13 protein-coding genes are annotated in these 13804 nt (G+C 55.6%); all 13 read right to left on the bottom strand.

From position 1 onward, the window contains the following. A partial coding sequence (gene glmS, locus FT726_RS23315) for a glutamine--fructose-6-phosphate transaminase (isomerizing) (RefSeq protein ID WP_346303526.1) occupies nt 1-1472 on the bottom strand: 1472 nt, incomplete at its 3' end. A 180-nt stretch (nt 1473-1652) separates the two neighbouring features. Then, a complete protein-coding gene (gene glmU, locus FT726_RS23310) occupies nt 1653-3023 on the bottom strand; it encodes a bifunctional UDP-N-acetylglucosamine diphosphorylase/glucosamine-1-phosphate N-acetyltransferase GlmU (protein ID WP_288423957.1) in 1371 nt (456 codons plus the stop codon). A gap of 439 nt (nt 3024-3462) precedes the next feature. Further along, nucleotides 3463-3882, bottom strand: coding sequence for a F0F1 ATP synthase subunit epsilon (locus FT726_RS23305; RefSeq protein ID WP_021508191.1), 420 nt, complete (start codon nt 3880-3882; stop codon nt 3463-3465). A 24-nt stretch (nt 3883-3906) separates the two neighbouring features. Further along, the gene (gene atpD, locus FT726_RS23300) at nt 3907-5304 is read right to left on the bottom strand and encodes a F0F1 ATP synthase subunit beta (protein WP_288423962.1); all 1398 of its coding nucleotides are present in this window, start codon (nt 5302-5304) and stop codon (nt 3907-3909) included. A 63-nt stretch (nt 5305-5367) separates the two neighbouring features. Continuing rightward, nucleotides 5368-6234 carry a F0F1 ATP synthase subunit gamma gene (gene atpG, locus FT726_RS23295; RefSeq protein ID WP_021508189.1) on the bottom strand — a complete coding sequence of 289 codons (867 nt, stop codon included), beginning with the start codon at nt 6232-6234 and terminating at the stop codon, nt 5368-5370. Nucleotides 6235-6286: 52 nt separating this feature from the next. Then, nucleotides 6287-7828, bottom strand: a complete 1542-nt coding sequence (gene atpA / locus FT726_RS23290; RefSeq protein WP_021508188.1) for a F0F1 ATP synthase subunit alpha — start codon at nt 7826-7828, stop codon at nt 6287-6289. Between the two features lie 14 nt (nt 7829-7842). After that, the gene (gene atpH, locus FT726_RS23285; RefSeq protein WP_021508187.1) at nt 7843-8376 is read right to left on the bottom strand and encodes a F0F1 ATP synthase subunit delta; all 534 of its coding nucleotides are present in this window, start codon (nt 8374-8376) and stop codon (nt 7843-7845) included. Nucleotides 8377-8390: 14 nt separating this feature from the next. Then, nucleotides 8391-8861 carry a F0F1 ATP synthase subunit B gene (gene atpF / locus FT726_RS23280; protein ID WP_021313757.1) on the bottom strand — a complete coding sequence of 157 codons (471 nt, stop codon included), beginning with the start codon at nt 8859-8861 and terminating at the stop codon, nt 8391-8393. A gap of 108 nt (nt 8862-8969) precedes the next feature. Continuing rightward, nucleotides 8970-9209 (bottom strand): F0F1 ATP synthase subunit C, encoded by a 240-nt coding sequence (atpE, locus tag FT726_RS23275; protein ID WP_003849523.1) that lies wholly within the window; start codon nt 9207-9209, stop codon nt 8970-8972. A 49-nt stretch (nt 9210-9258) separates the two neighbouring features. Continuing rightward, on the bottom strand, nt 9259-10077 hold the full coding sequence (atpB, locus tag FT726_RS23270; protein ID WP_346303525.1) for a F0F1 ATP synthase subunit A: 819 nt from the start codon (nt 10075-10077) through the stop codon (nt 9259-9261). 8 nt (nt 10078-10085) lie between these two features. After that, nucleotides 10086-10466: a F0F1 ATP synthase subunit I gene (gene atpI / locus FT726_RS23265; protein WP_021508185.1), complete on the bottom strand. Its 381-nt coding sequence runs from the start codon at nt 10464-10466 to the stop codon at nt 10086-10088. Nucleotides 10467-11179: 713 nt separating this feature from the next. Next, nucleotides 11180-11797 (bottom strand): 16S rRNA (guanine(527)-N(7))-methyltransferase RsmG, encoded by a 618-nt coding sequence (gene rsmG, locus FT726_RS23260; protein ID WP_058758219.1) that lies wholly within the window; start codon nt 11795-11797, stop codon nt 11180-11182. 48 nt (nt 11798-11845) lie between these two features. Further along, nucleotides 11846-13735, bottom strand: coding sequence for a tRNA uridine-5-carboxymethylaminomethyl(34) synthesis enzyme MnmG (gene mnmG, locus FT726_RS23255; protein ID WP_021508183.1), 1890 nt, complete (start codon nt 13733-13735; stop codon nt 11846-11848). Between the last annotated feature and the right edge of the window lie 69 nt (nt 13736-13804).

The raw sequence follows: 13804 nt of genomic DNA, 5'->3' as shown, positions 1-13804 counted from the left end.
GAGATCTCTTTCAGCTTCAGCGCCCCTTCCATGGCAATCGGATACTGATCGCCACGGCCAAGGAACAGCGCGTGATGCTTGTCAGAGAAGCCTTCGGCGAGATTCTCGATCACTTTATCCTGCGCCAGCATCTGTTCAATGCGGCTCGGCAACGCCTGCAGTGCATGAACAATCTCATGCTCGGTTTCAGCGCGCATGCCGTGCAAACGGCCCAGCTTCGCCACCAGCATCAGCAGTACCGTCAGCTGGGTGGTGAACGCTTTGGTCGAGGCCACGCCGATTTCGGTGCCGGCTTTGGTCATCAGCGCCAGATCTGACTCACGCACCAGTGACGAACCCGCCACGTTGCAGATGGCCAGCGAACCGAGATAGCCCAGCTCTTTGGACAGGCGCAGCGCTGCCAGCGTATCGGCGGTTTCACCGGATTGCGACAGGGTGATCAGCAGGCTGTTTTTACGCACCGCCGATTTGCGATAGCGGAATTCGGAGGCGATTTCCACGTCACACGGGATGTTGGCCAGCGACTCAAACCAGTAACGCGACACCATGCCGGAGTTGTAGGAGGTGCCGCAGGCGATGATCTGAATGTGTTCCACCTGGCTCAGCAGCGTTTCCGCGTTAGCGCCCAGTTCGCTGAGATCAACAATGCCGTCATGGAAGCGGCCGGCCAGCGTGTTTTTGATGGCGTTCGGCTGTTCGTAGATCTCTTTCTGCATGTAATGGCGGTAGACGCCTTTATCGCCGGCATCGTACTGCGCATTGGATTCGATCTCCGCGCGCTGCGCCTGGTTACCGTGGCGATCGATAATCGTCACTTCACGGCGGGTAATTTCGGCAATATCCCCCTCTTCGAGGTAGATAAAGCGGCGGGTCACCGGCAGCAGCGCCAGCTGATCGGAAGCGATAAAGTTTTCGCCCACGCCGCGGCCAATCACCAGCGGGCTGCCGGAACGGGCAGCCACCAGCACCGACGGATCGCGGCTGTCCATGATCACCATGCCATACGCCCCGCGCAGTTGCGGGATCACCCGCAGTACCACTTCGCGCAGCGTACCGCCCTGTTTCTGCTCCCAGTGCACCAGGTGCGCCACCACTTCCGTATCGGTTTCGGAGGCAAAGCGGTAACCGCGTGCGATCATCTGCTCACGCAGCGGTTCGTGGTTCTCAATGATGCCGTTGTGCACAATAATAATGTGCTCTGAGACGTGCGGGTGCGCATTGGCTTCCGACGGCTCACCGTGCGTCGCCCAGCGGGTGTGCGCGATGCCGGTTCCGCCAATCAGCGGCTGCTGCTCCGCCGCTTCTGCCAGATTGGCCACTTTACCCAGACGACGCAACCGCGTCATGTGGCCCTGGCGATCGACAACCGCCAGACCGGCAGAGTCATAACCGCGATACTCAAGACGACGCAGCCCTTCCAGCAGAATTTCTGCGATATCACGCTGCGCTACTGCACCAACAATTCCACACATAGTAATTTCCTGACGTCATGGCTTTCGGCCATTGCGTTGTCATCTGACCTGATTGTTCCCCGAGCCTTGTAGAGAGTGGGGGATATCCCTTCCTATTCCAGGTTGCAGGTGCGTTAGCTGCCTGAAAGCCGGTATATTTCGGGTTTTTAATACCGGGCCGATCTTTGCCGGCCCTTACATTTATTTTTTCTTAACCGGACGCTGCCAGCCAGACTTCTGATTTTGCTCTTTGCGGTTATAGATCAGATCGGCAGCGGTAACGTCTTTCATCACCGTCGTGCCGGCGGCGATGGTGGCACCCGCCGCCACGCTGACCGGAGCCACCAGCTGGGTGTCCGAGCCGACAAACACGTTGTCGCCGATAATGGTTTTAAACTTATTGGCACCGTCGTAGTTGCAGGTGATGGTGCCGGCACCGATATTCACGCCCGCGCCAATCTCCGCATCACCGAGATAGGACAGATGGCCGGCCTTTGAGCCTTTGCCCAGCGTCGCTTTCTTCATCTCGACGAAGTTGCCGACGTGCGCCTGTTCGGCCAGTTCGCTGCCCGGACGCAGGCGCGCAAACGGCCCGACGGTGCAGGCGGCGGCCAGCGTGGCATCTTCAATCACCGAATAAGGGCTGATTTCGCAGTCATCGGCAATCACGCTGTTTTTGATGATGCAGCCAGCGCCAATTTTTACCCGATGGCCCAGCGTGACGTTGCCTTCAATGATCACGTTAGTATCAATATCGACATCACGACCGTGCTGCAGCGTACCGCGCAGATCGAAGCGCGCCGGATCGCGCAGCATGACGCCAGCCAGCAGCAGCTTTTCTGCCTGCTCGCGTTGATAAGTGCGCTCCAGAGTGGAAAGCTGCAGACGATTGTTCACGCCGTCGGTTTCGCTGATGCGCGCCGGGTGCACTGCGTTGATCACGCGACCTTCCTGATGCGCCATGGCGATGATATCGGTGATGTAGAATTCGCCCTGCGCATTGTGGTTGTTGAGCTGCGCCAGCCAGCGCTTCAGGTCGGCACCGTTGGCTATCAGGATGCCGGTGTTGATCTCCTGAATCTTCAGCTGTTCGGCTGACGCATCTTTTTGCTCCACGATGCCGGTGATGGTGCCGTTTTCACGCACGATGCGTCCGTAGCCGGTGGGGTTATCCAGCACCACGGTGAGCAGCCCGATGCCGCCTGCAGGTTTGGCGTCGCGCAGACGCTGCAGGGTTTCCTGGGCGATCAGCGGGACATCGCCGTACAGCATCAGGATATCTTCGTCATCGGCGAAGAACGGTGCCGCCTGCTGCATGGCATGGCCGGTGCCGAGCTGTTCCGCCTGCAACACCCAGTTCAGCGGGTTATGCGCCAGTTTCTCCTGCAGCAATTCACCGCCGTGACCGTAGACCAGATGCACCTGCTGTGCGCCGAGGCCGGTAGCGGCATCAATAACGTGTTGCACCATCGGTTTACCTGCCAGGCTGTGCAGCACCTTAGGCAGATCGGAATACATGCGGGTGCCTTTGCCAGCGGCGAGGATCACCACGCTCATTGCGCTTGTCGACATAACTATCCTGACTCAATTTAGCTTTCGAAAGTGTAAGGTTTACCCCTGAGATTACTACATTTTTCTCCGTGCGAAATTAGCGGAAGAGGATGAGCGGCGGCGAGTGGTCAGCACGGGTCGCCGGGGAGGGCATAAGGTAAGGGCGTTGTGCCATTTTCGGTCGCCATAAATGGCGCCCCTACGGGGTGATTGTGCGGTTTTGGACAGCGTGCGTATTTATGCGTACCGACATTTGGTCGCCATGAATGGCGCCCCTACGGGTAATTGTGCGGTTTTGGACAGCGTGCGTATTTATGCGCACCGACATTTGGTCGCCATGAATGACGTTCATACAGGGCACCAGCATAGCTATTCGTAGGGTGCGCATTTATGCGCACCGGCAGCAGGCAAAAAAAAATGCCAGCCCGGGGGCTGGCATTTCGTGACGCATAAAGCCTGATTACATCGCTTTTTTGGTCAGCTCGATGACGCGCAGTTTCGCGATAGCTTTCGCCAGCTCCGCAGAGGCCTGAGCATAGTCCACGTCGCCGTGGCTGCTGTTCATGTGCTCTTCTGCTTTACGTTTCGCTTCCAGCGCGCGCGCTTCGTCGAGGTCTTCACCGCGAATTGCAGTGTCGGCCAGAACGGTCGTGCTGCCCGGCTGTACTTCCAGCACGCCGCCAGAGAGGTAGATATACTCCTCTTCGCCGTGCTGTTTAACGATGCGAATCATACCAGGCTTGATGGCAGTCAGCAGCGGGGCGTGACCCGGGTAAATACCCAGCTCACCTTCGCTACCTGACACCTGGATACGCTGCACCAGACCGGAGAACATTTGCTGCTCCGCGCTGACCACGTCCAGATGATAAGTCATAGCCATACCACTCCTCCTGGGAAACCGTTATTACAGTTTCTTCGCTTTTTCGACAGCTTCTTCGATCGCGCCGACCATGTAGAACGCCTGCTCTGGCAGGTGGTCGAATTCGCCTTCCATGATGCCTTTGAAGCCACGGATGGTGTCTTTCAGCGTCACGTATTTACCCGGAGAACCGGTGAAGACTTCTGCTACGAAGAACGGCTGAGACAGGAAGCGCTGAATCTTACGCGCACGTGCCACCAGCAGTTTGTCTTCTTCAGACAGCTCGTCCATACCAAGGATGGCGATGATGTCTTTCAGCTCCTGGTAACGCTGCAGCAGCGACTGAACGCCACGCGCGACGTCGTAGTGCTCCTGACCGACGATCAGCGGATCCAGCTGACGGCTGGTAGAGTCCAGCGGGTCAACGGCCGGGTAGATACCCAGTGACGCGATCTGACGGCTCAGCGTAACGGTTGAGTCTAAGTGAGCAAAGGTGGTTGCTGGTGACGGGTCAGTCAGGTCATCCGCAGGAACGTAAACGGCCTGTACGGAGGTGATTGAACCGGTCTTGGTGGAGGTAATACGCTCCTGCAGCACACCCATCTCTTCAGCCAGCGTTGGCTGATAACCTACCGCCGATGGCATACGACCCAGCAGTGCAGAAACCTCTGTACCGGCCAGGGTGTAACGGTAGATGTTGTCGATGAACAGCAGAACGTCACGGCCTTCATCACGGAATTTTTCCGCCATGGTCAGACCGGTCAGTGCCACGCGCAGACGGTTACCCGGCGGCTCGTTCATCTGGCCATACACCAGCGCTACTTTATCGATAACGTTGGAGTCCGTCATTTCGTGGTAGAAGTCGTTACCCTCACGAGTACGCTCACCCACGCCGGCAAAGACCGAATAACCTGAGTGCTCAGCCGCGATGTTACGGATCAGCTCCATCATGTTTACGGTTTTACCCACACCCGCACCACCGAACAGACCGACTTTACCGCCCTTCGCGAACGGACACATCAGGTCGATAACCTTGATGCCGGTTTCCAGCAGTTCCTGCGAGTTTGACTGCTCTTCATAAGAAGGCGCTGCGCGGTGAATAGAGGAAACCTCTACAGCGCTGCCGTCTTCTTCTTTCAGGTCGCCTTTCATGTCGATTGGCTCACCCAGCACGTTCATGATACGGCCGAGTGTTGCTTTACCAACCGGAACCTGGATAGGTTTTTTCAGGTCGGTGACTTCCAGACCGCGCTTCAGGCCGTCAGAAGAACCCATGGCGATGGTACGCACCACGCCACCGCCCAGCTGCTGCTGAACTTCCAGCACCAGACGAGCATCACCATTTTTTACCTCGAGAGCGCTGTATACCTGCGGTACCGCGTCCTGAGGGAATTCGACGTCAACTACGGCGCCGATAATCTGGACAATCTTTCCAGCTGCCATCTTGAATCCTCTACCTAATACGAGAATATCCGGCCGCGCTCGCGCGACGGGATATATGCCTGGTTAAACCGCGGAGGCTCCCGAGACGATCTCGGTAAGTTCCTGAGTGATGCTGGCCTGACGAGCTTTGTTGTACACCAACTGCAGCTCTTTGATCAGGTTTCCGCCGTTATCGGTTGCCGCTTTCATGGCCACCATACGTGCAGCCTGCTCACTGGCCAGGTTTTCCACCACACCCTGATAAACCTGCGATTCGACATAACGACGCAGCAGGGTATCCAGCAGCGCTTTCGGATCGGGTTCGTACAGGTAATCCCAGGTCTTCGCCTTCATCTCTTCTTCACCTTCCGCTGGCGGTAACGGCAGCAGTTGGGTAATGGTCGGAGTCTGAGACATGGTGTTATTAAACTTATTGCTGACGATATACAGCTTGTCGATGCGGCCTTCATCATAAGCCTGCAACATCACTTTTACCGGGCCGATCAGGTCGGACAGCGCAGGCTTATCGCCCATGCCGGTAACCTGAGCCACGACGTTGCCACCTACAGAGCCGAAGAAAGAAACGCCTTTGGAACCGATAATCGCCAGATCGCTCTGCACGCCTTTATCAGACCAGCCTTTCATTTCTGCCAGCAATTTTTTGAACAGGTTAACGTTCAAACCACCACAAAGCCCGCGGTCAGTCGAAACGACCAGGTAGCCGACGCGCTTAACGTCGCGCTCATCCAGGTAAGGGTGCTTGTATTCCAGATTACCCAGAGCAAGGTGACCAATCACTTTGCGCATGGTATCTGCATACGGACGGCTGGCCGCCATGCGTTCCTGCGTTTTACGCATTTTGGAGGCGGCGACCATTTCCATCGCTTTGGTGATCTTCTGCGTGTTTTTCACGCTTCCGATCTTGGTACGTATTTCTTTTGCGCCGGCCATTAGCTTCTCCTCAAAGCCTTGCGGCCTGCCTTTTCAGACAAGCCGCCAGACATTACCAGGACTGGGTTGCTTTAAACGTTTCGAGGAGGCCTTTCAGCTTCTCTTCGATTTCGTTGTTGTAGTTACCCGCCTGGTTGATTTCAGCCATCAGCTCCGCGTGTTCGCGATCGGCGAACGCCAGCAGAGCGGCTTCGAAGCTGCCGATTTTCGCCAGTTCAACGTCGTTCAGGAAGCCGCGCTCGGCAGCGAACAGTACCAGACCCTGTTGTGCAACAGACATCGGTGCATACTGTTTCTGCTTCAGCAGCTCGGTCACTTTCTGACCGTGGCTCAGCTGTTTGCGCGTTGCATCGTCCAGATCGGAAGCGAACTGAGAGAACGCTGCCAGTTCACGATACTGTGCCAGCGCGGTACGGATACCACCGGACAGTTTCTTGATGATCTTGGTCTGTGCAGCACCACCAACACGGGATACCGAAATACCCGGGTTAACGGCTGGACGGATACCGGAGTTGAACAGGTTCGATTCCAGGAAGATCTGACCATCGGTAATCGAGATTACGTTGGTCGGAACGAACGCAGAAACGTCACCCGCCTGGGTTTCGATGATCGGCAGCGCGGTCAGAGAACCGGTCTGGCCTTTCACTTCACCGTTGGTGAAACGCTCAACGTAGTCAGCGCTAACGCGTGATGCACGCTCCAGCAGACGAGAGTGGAGGTAGAACACGTCGCCCGGGAATGCTTCACGACCCGGCGGACGGCGCAGCAGCAGAGAAATCTGACGGTAAGCAACAGCCTGCTTAGACAGGTCATCATACACGATCAGCGCATCTTCACCGCGGTCACGGAAGTATTCACCCATCGCGCAACCGGCATACGGAGCCAGGTACTGCAGCGCAGCGGATTCAGAAGCGGAAGCGACAACCACGATGGTGTTAGACAGCGCACCGTGCTCTTCCAGCTTACGTACCACGTTAGAGATGGTAGAGGCTTTCTGACCGATCGCGACGTAGACACACTTGATGCCAGAATCGCGCTGGTTGATGATGGCGTCGATGGCCATCGCAGTTTTACCGGTCTGACGGTCACCGATGATCAGCTCACGCTGGCCACGGCCGATTGGAATCATCGCATCGACAGATTTGTAACCGGTCTGAACAGGCTGGTCGACTGACTGACGGTCGATAACGCCTGGTGCAATCACTTCAACTGGTGAGAAGCCATCGTTGTCGATAGCGCCCTTACCGTCGATCGGTGCACCCAGGGTGTTAACCACGCGGCCCAGCAGGCCACGGCCAACCGGCACTTCCAGGATACGGCCAGTACACTTCACCTTCATGCCTTCGGCGAGGTCAGCGTACGGACCCATCACTACTGCACCTACAGAGTCACGCTCGAGGTTCAGTGCGATAGCGTAACGGTTGCCCGGCAGAGCAATCATCTCACCCTGCATTACATCGGCCAGGCCGTGTACGCGGATGATACCGTCACTTACAGAAACAATAGTACCTTCGTTGTGAGCTTCGCTCACGACATTGAACTGAGCAATGCGCTGCTTGATCAGTTCGCTGATTTCGGTGGAATTCAGTTGCATATGCTCCAGTCCCCTTAAGACTGCAAGACGTCTGCCAGACGGTCAAGACGGCCGCGCACGCTGCCATCAATCACCAGGTCACCCGCACGGATAACCACACCTGCCATTACAGACTTATCAATTTTGCAATTCAGCTTAACTTTGCGTGACAGACGTTTTTCCATCGCGGCGCTGATTTTACTCAGCTGGCTGTCACTCAGCGCACTGGCGGAGATCACATCAACTTCGGCTGTCGCTTCATAAGCGTCACGCAGTTGAATGAACTGTTCCAGTACCGCTGGAAGCGCTGTCAAACGTCCGTTCTCCGCCATAACCTTAATCAGGTTCTGAGCGTGTTCATCAAGTTGATCACCACAGACTGCGTTGAAAGAAGCAGACAAGGCTTCCGGTGCCAATGCACCGGAAAGGAGTTCTGCCATCTGTTCGTTGCGAGCCACTTCTGCGGCAAACGCCAGCATGGTCTGCCAGCGGTCGATACTTTGATGCTCAACAGCAAAGTCAAAAGCTGCTTTGGCGTAGGGGCGAGCTACAGTAATCAGATCAGACATCAGCCCCTCCCTCCTTACAGTTCAGCGACCAGTTTATCAACGATGTCGCTGTTAGCAGCTTCATCCACGGAACGTTCGATGATCTTCTCGGCGCCAGCTAAGGCCAGCAGCGCGACTTGCTTACGCAGCTCTTCACGTGCACGTGAGCGCTCGGCTTCGATTTCTGCCTGCGCCTGAGACACGATGCGGTTACGTTCAGTCTCAGCTTCAGTTTTGGCTTCGTCCAGAATCTGGGCACGGCGTTTGTTCGCCTGCTCGATAATGACCTGAGCTTCTTCTTTGGCTTTTTTCAGCTGGTCGGTCGCATTGGCCTGCGCGAGATCCAAATCTTTCTTCGCGCGTTCAGCAGAAGCAAGGCCTTCAGCAATTTCTTTCTGGCGCTTTTCGATGGCAGCCATAATCGGCGGCCATACGTACTTCATGCAGAACGCGACAAACAGGATGAACGCGATGGCCTGGCCGAGGATTGTTGCATTAATGTTCACAGCACAATGCCTCTTATTAAGTTAACTTGCTCTGCCGCTATCAGCGATAAACGGCAGAATCCGTTCCTCATCACACTGCGTGCCATGAGTGAACCACGGCTACAGGCTTTAGGCGACAGCAAACATCACGTAGAGACCCAGACCAACAGCGATCATTGGGATTGCATCCACCAGACCCATTACAACAAAGAACTGCGTACGCAGCAGAGGAATCAGATCCGGCTGACGCGCTGCGCCTTCCAGGAATTTACCTCCGAGGATGCCGATACCGATCGCAGCACCGATTGCCGCCAGACCCATCATCACAGCGGCAGCCATGTACAGCAGATCCATATTCAGGTTTTCCATGACAGTCTCCAGTTTGTTTCAGTTAAAAGCTAAGTTGTTGAGATAAAAATCAATGCTCTTCAGATGCCATCGACAGATAGACAATCGTGAGGACCATGAAAATGAAAGCCTGCAGCGAAATAATCAGGATGTGGAAAATGGCCCATGGCACATTCAGCACCCACTGCGACCACCACGGCAGCAGACCGGCAATCAGGATAAAGATCAGCTCACCCGCATACATGTTGCCGAACAGTCGCAGACCGAGCGAAACCGGTTTAGACAGCAGGCTAACACCTTCAAGAATCAGGTTGATGGGGATGAAGATCGGGTGATTAAAAGGCTGCAGCGTCAGCTCTTTGGTGAAGCCACCTACACCTTTCATTTTGATGCTGTAGAACAGAATCAAAATAAATACGCCCAGCGCCATAGACAGCGTGATGTTCACGTCTGCAGACGGCACGACGCGCAGCGCCGGCAGGCCCAGATAGTGCTCGCCGATAAACGGCAGCAAATCGATAGGCAGCAGATCCATGAAGTTCATCAGGAAGACCCAGACGAAAATCGTCAGAGCCAGCGGGGCGATAACTTTACTCTTACCGTGGTACATGTCGCGGACGTTGCTATCAACAAAGCCAACGACCAGCTCGATAGCCGCCTGCATTTTCCCTGGCACACCGCTGGTGGCGCTTTTCGCCACTTTACGGAACAGCACCAGGAACACCAGTCCCAGTACAACAGAGAAAAACATGGAGTCCAGGTTTAACGTCCAGAACGTTGCTGGCGCGTCGTGTGCATTCACCAGCTCGAAAGTACGCAGGTCCATCTGAAGATGTGTCAGATGATGACCTATGTATTCCTGCGGCGTTGAGATCTCTCCTGCGGCCATGATGCCTCTTACCCTTTGTTGTTAATTACAGCCGGCGCGACGATTTGTACCACCAGCACCGATAACCAGGTGATTGCGAGTGGCCAGAAGACCGCTCCAAATCCACCTAACGCCACAACGAGAAAAACAACGGTGGCAAACACCTTGAGCACTTCACCAAAGGCGAAGCTCCAGGCGACACGCCCTTTTGCCGGAGTTTGATCCTGCAGGCGCCAGGCTAAAAACATAAACAGTACGTTTGGCAGCCAGGCTGCCGCACCACCCGCGATGGCAGAGGCGCCCCAGGTGACATCTTTCAGGGCAAACAGCGCACCGATTACGACAAAGGTCACCAGCTGGATCACCAGCACGGTTCGGGCTAATTTCACACTGTAAAGAGACACTGACATGACGCTTAACTCTCCTGCCCCGAACGGGGTATGTCGCGTGTCGTATAAGACTGCCTTTACTCTTTTGAGTCAAGCAGCAAAAGCCGTGCAAATTATACGGGCCGCACCTGCGATTTCAATCGGTAAGTAGCGAAAAGGTGAACAATTATTTAAATTTCTTTCTGGAGGGCTATTTTTCAAAACATCCGCTTCGGCCTGCCTGACGAAACAGGCTTGAAATTGCCCGGCAGACTTGCTTTTAAAGCGTGCTTCAGATCACATTATAAGCACCCCCGGCAGCGATAATTTGCTTTTTAACCCCTGCCGCGCAATTAATGAAACCCGTAATTTACTTTTCTATCAGTAAGATAGAATTATTGCTCCAGGACTAGCGCCAGATTTTCGATAAAAACACTCTATTGACATCACCCACAGCAATAAAAACGTAAAACTGATATTACGTCCGCCGATTTATTGCAGAGTTATATTTTCCGCCGTGACTATTCGTCACAGTAAATACAGCGGTTAAAGTGATGTAACTGATAATGAAATGTGAATTATTCGTTAAATGTAACAGAGGTTTTCGGATAATTTCCGCGGCGGATGTTAACCCGCTTCCCCTGCCCTGTTGAATAAAAGCGTTTATCGTGACGCGTTCAACCGCTGTTTTTTTAGCCGGCTGCTGCGCTAAGCCAAACGGCATGAATCACGATAAATCCACACCGTTTGCGCGACTATTGCCGCCTGATCACCACCAGATGACGCTCACCTTCCAGTTCCGGCACCCGCAGTGGCTCAATTTTTTCGATGGCGAAGCCGGCAGGCAGCGCGGCAATTTCGTCATCCGGCCTGACGCCTTTCAGCGCATAGAAGTGGCCTGTTGCTCCCGGCAGATGGTGGCACCAGTTCAGCATGTCTTCCAGCGATGCAAAGGCGCGGCTGATTACTCCGTCAAACGGCGGCTCAGCCGGAAACTCTTCCACCCGGCTCTGAACCGGCGTGACGTTAGTGAGTCCTAACTCATGTTGCACCTGACGCAGGAAACGCACGCGTTTCCCGAGGCTATCCAGCAGCGTAAAGTGCGCCTGCGGGCGGACAATCGCCAGCGGGATCCCCGGCAGACCCGGTCCGGTACCGACATCAATAAAGCGCTCACCCTGCAGGTGGGGTTCTACCACGATGCTGTCGAGAATGTGGCGCACCAGCATCTGCTGCGGATCGCGCACCGAGGTCAGGTTGTAGGCTTTATTCCACTTGTGCAGCAGCTCGACATAACCCACCAGCTGCTGTTTTTGCTGATCGGAGAGGGAAATGTTTGCCGCTTGCAGCAGCCGGGAGAGTTTATTAATCACGACGAGAATTCCATTAACAGGGGCGAGCGTGCCCGCCCCGGGGGTCGATCAGGCGCTTTTACGCAGCAGGCCCTGTTTTTTCAGGTAAATCAGCAGAATTGAAATCGCCGCCGGCGTGATGCCGGAAATACGCGATGCCTGGCCGATAGAGGTCGGTTTGTGGTCGTTGAGTTTGGCGATCACTTCATTCGACAGTCCATTTACCTGGCGATAGTCGAGGTCAGCCGGAAGTAAGGTGTTTTCATTGCGCTGCTGGCGATCGATCTCCTCCTGCTGACGCGCGATGTAACCTTCATACTTCACCTGAATCTCTACCTGCTCTGCGGCCTGCTCATCCGCCAGCGCCGGACCGTAGCTCGGCAGCGACATCAGCAGTTCGTAGGTCATCTCCGGACGACGCAGCAGATCTTCCGCGCTGGCCTCTTTGGTCAGCGGCGCGCTGATTACCGTGTTCACTTCGCTGACGTTTTCAGACTTCGGATGCACCCACAGGTCACGCAGACGCTGACGCTCCTGCTCAATCGCTTCCAGCTTCTGGTTATAGCGAGCCCAGCGCGCGTCGTCGACCAGGCCGAGTTCCCGTCCGGTTTCGGTCAGGCGCAGATCGGCGTTGTCTTCACGCAGCATCAGACGATACTCGGCGCGCGAGGTAAACATGCGATACGGCTCTTTGGTGCCCAGCGTACACAGATCGTCGACCAGCACGCCAAGATAGGCCTGATCGCGACGCGGCGCCCAGCCCTCTTTGTCCGCAGACTGACGCGCAGCGTTAAGGCCGGCCAGCAGCCCCTGCGCTGCCGCTTCTTCATAACCGGTGGTGCCGTTGATCTGGCCGGCAAAGAACAGGCCATGGATAAATTTACTCTCCAGCGTCGGCTTGAGATCGCGCGGATCGAAGAAGTCATACTCGATGGCGTAGCCCGGACGCACGATCTTCGCGTTCTCCAGACCTTTCATCGAGCGCACGATCTGCATCTGCACATCAAACGGCAGGCTGGTGGAGATACCGTTCGGGTAGATTTCGTTGCTGGTGAGCCCTTCCGGCTCAAGGAAAATCTGATGCGCGTTACGATCGGCAAAGCGCATCACTTTGTCTTCGATCGACGGGCAGTAGCGTGGCCCGATCCCCTCGATGATCCCGGCATACATCGGGCTGCGATCGAGGTTATTGCGGATCACTTCATGTGTCTGCTCATTGGTGTGGGTTATCCAGCATGGCACCTGCTGCGGATGCTGTCCGGCATGGCCCATAAACGAGAACACCGGCATCGGGTCATCCCCGTGCTGCGGCGTGAGCACCGAAAAGTCGATGGTGCGGGCATCGATACGCGGTGGCGTACCGGTTTTCAGGCGGTTTACGCGCAGCGGCAGGGCACGCAGACGTTTAGCCAGCGGAATCGACGGAGGATCGCCTGCACGGCCACCGCTGTAGTTATCGAGGCCGATGTGGATTTTGCCGTCCAGGAAGGTGCCGACCGTCAGAACGACGGTTTTCGCCCGGAACTTCAGGCCCATCTGGGTCACGGCGCCGACAACGCGATCGTTCTCCACAATCAGATCGTCAACCGCCTGCTGGAAGATCATCAGGTTCGGCTGGTTTTCCAGCGCAGTGCGTACCGCCTGGCGATACAGTACCCGGTCTGCCTGTGCACGCGTGGCACGCACCGCCGGGCCTTTGCTGGCGTTTAGTATCCTAAACTGAATACCGGCCTGATCGATCGCGCTGGCCATCAAACCGCCTAAGGCATCCACTTCCTTAACCAGGTGTCCTTTCCCGATGCCACCGATCGCCGGGTTACAGGACATTTGTCCCAGCGTATCAATATTATGGGTGAGTAACAGGGTTTGCTGACCCATTCGGGCAGCGGCCATCGCGGCTTCTGTGCCCGCATGACCACCACCGATTACGATGACGTCAAAAGGATCTGGATAAAACATGAAGTGGGTCCTCGTTAGTGTTCGGACAGGGATCGTTGCCCTGGGCGGTGGATTCTACTGAAATTCTGT

It is taken from the genome of Pantoea sp. Morm (genome assembly GCF_016643525.1).
Taxonomy (GTDB): domain Bacteria; phylum Pseudomonadota; class Gammaproteobacteria; order Enterobacterales; family Enterobacteriaceae; genus Pantoea; species Pantoea dispersa.
Note: the sequence above shows the minus strand (reverse complement) of the source record. Positions and strands in the feature narration are given on the sequence as shown.

What these genes read in the sequence shown, in the direction of transcription:
- glmU (WP_288423957.1), bottom strand. Translation starts at nt 3,023, where the DNA reads ATGTCGACAAGCGCAATGAGCGTGGTGATCCTCGCCGCTGGCAAAGGC.
- FT726_RS23305 (WP_021508191.1), bottom strand. Translation starts at nt 3,882, where the DNA reads ATGGCTATGACTTATCATCTGGACGTGGTCAGCGCGGAGCAGCAAATG.
- atpD (WP_288423962.1), bottom strand. Translation starts at nt 5,304, where the DNA reads ATGGCAGCTGGAAAGATTGTCCAGATTATCGGCGCCGTAGTTGACGTC.
- atpG (WP_021508189.1), bottom strand. Translation starts at nt 6,234, where the DNA reads ATGGCCGGCGCAAAAGAAATACGTACCAAGATCGGAAGCGTGAAAAAC.
- atpA (WP_021508188.1), bottom strand. Translation starts at nt 7,828, where the DNA reads ATGCAACTGAATTCCACCGAAATCAGCGAACTGATCAAGCAGCGCATT.
- atpH (WP_021508187.1), bottom strand. Translation starts at nt 8,376, where the DNA reads ATGTCTGATCTGATTACTGTAGCTCGCCCCTACGCCAAAGCAGCTTTT.
- atpE (WP_003849523.1), bottom strand. Translation starts at nt 9,209, where the DNA reads ATGGAAAACCTGAATATGGATCTGCTGTACATGGCTGCCGCTGTGATG.
- atpB (WP_346303525.1), bottom strand. Translation starts at nt 10,077, where the DNA reads ATGGCCGCAGGAGAGATCTCAACGCCGCAGGAATACATAGGTCATCAT.
- atpI (WP_021508185.1), bottom strand. Translation starts at nt 10,466, where the DNA reads ATGTCAGTGTCTCTTTACAGTGTGAAATTAGCCCGAACCGTGCTGGTG.
- mnmG (WP_021508183.1), bottom strand. Translation starts at nt 13,735, where the DNA reads ATGTTTTATCCAGATCCTTTTGACGTCATCGTAATCGGTGGTGGTCAT.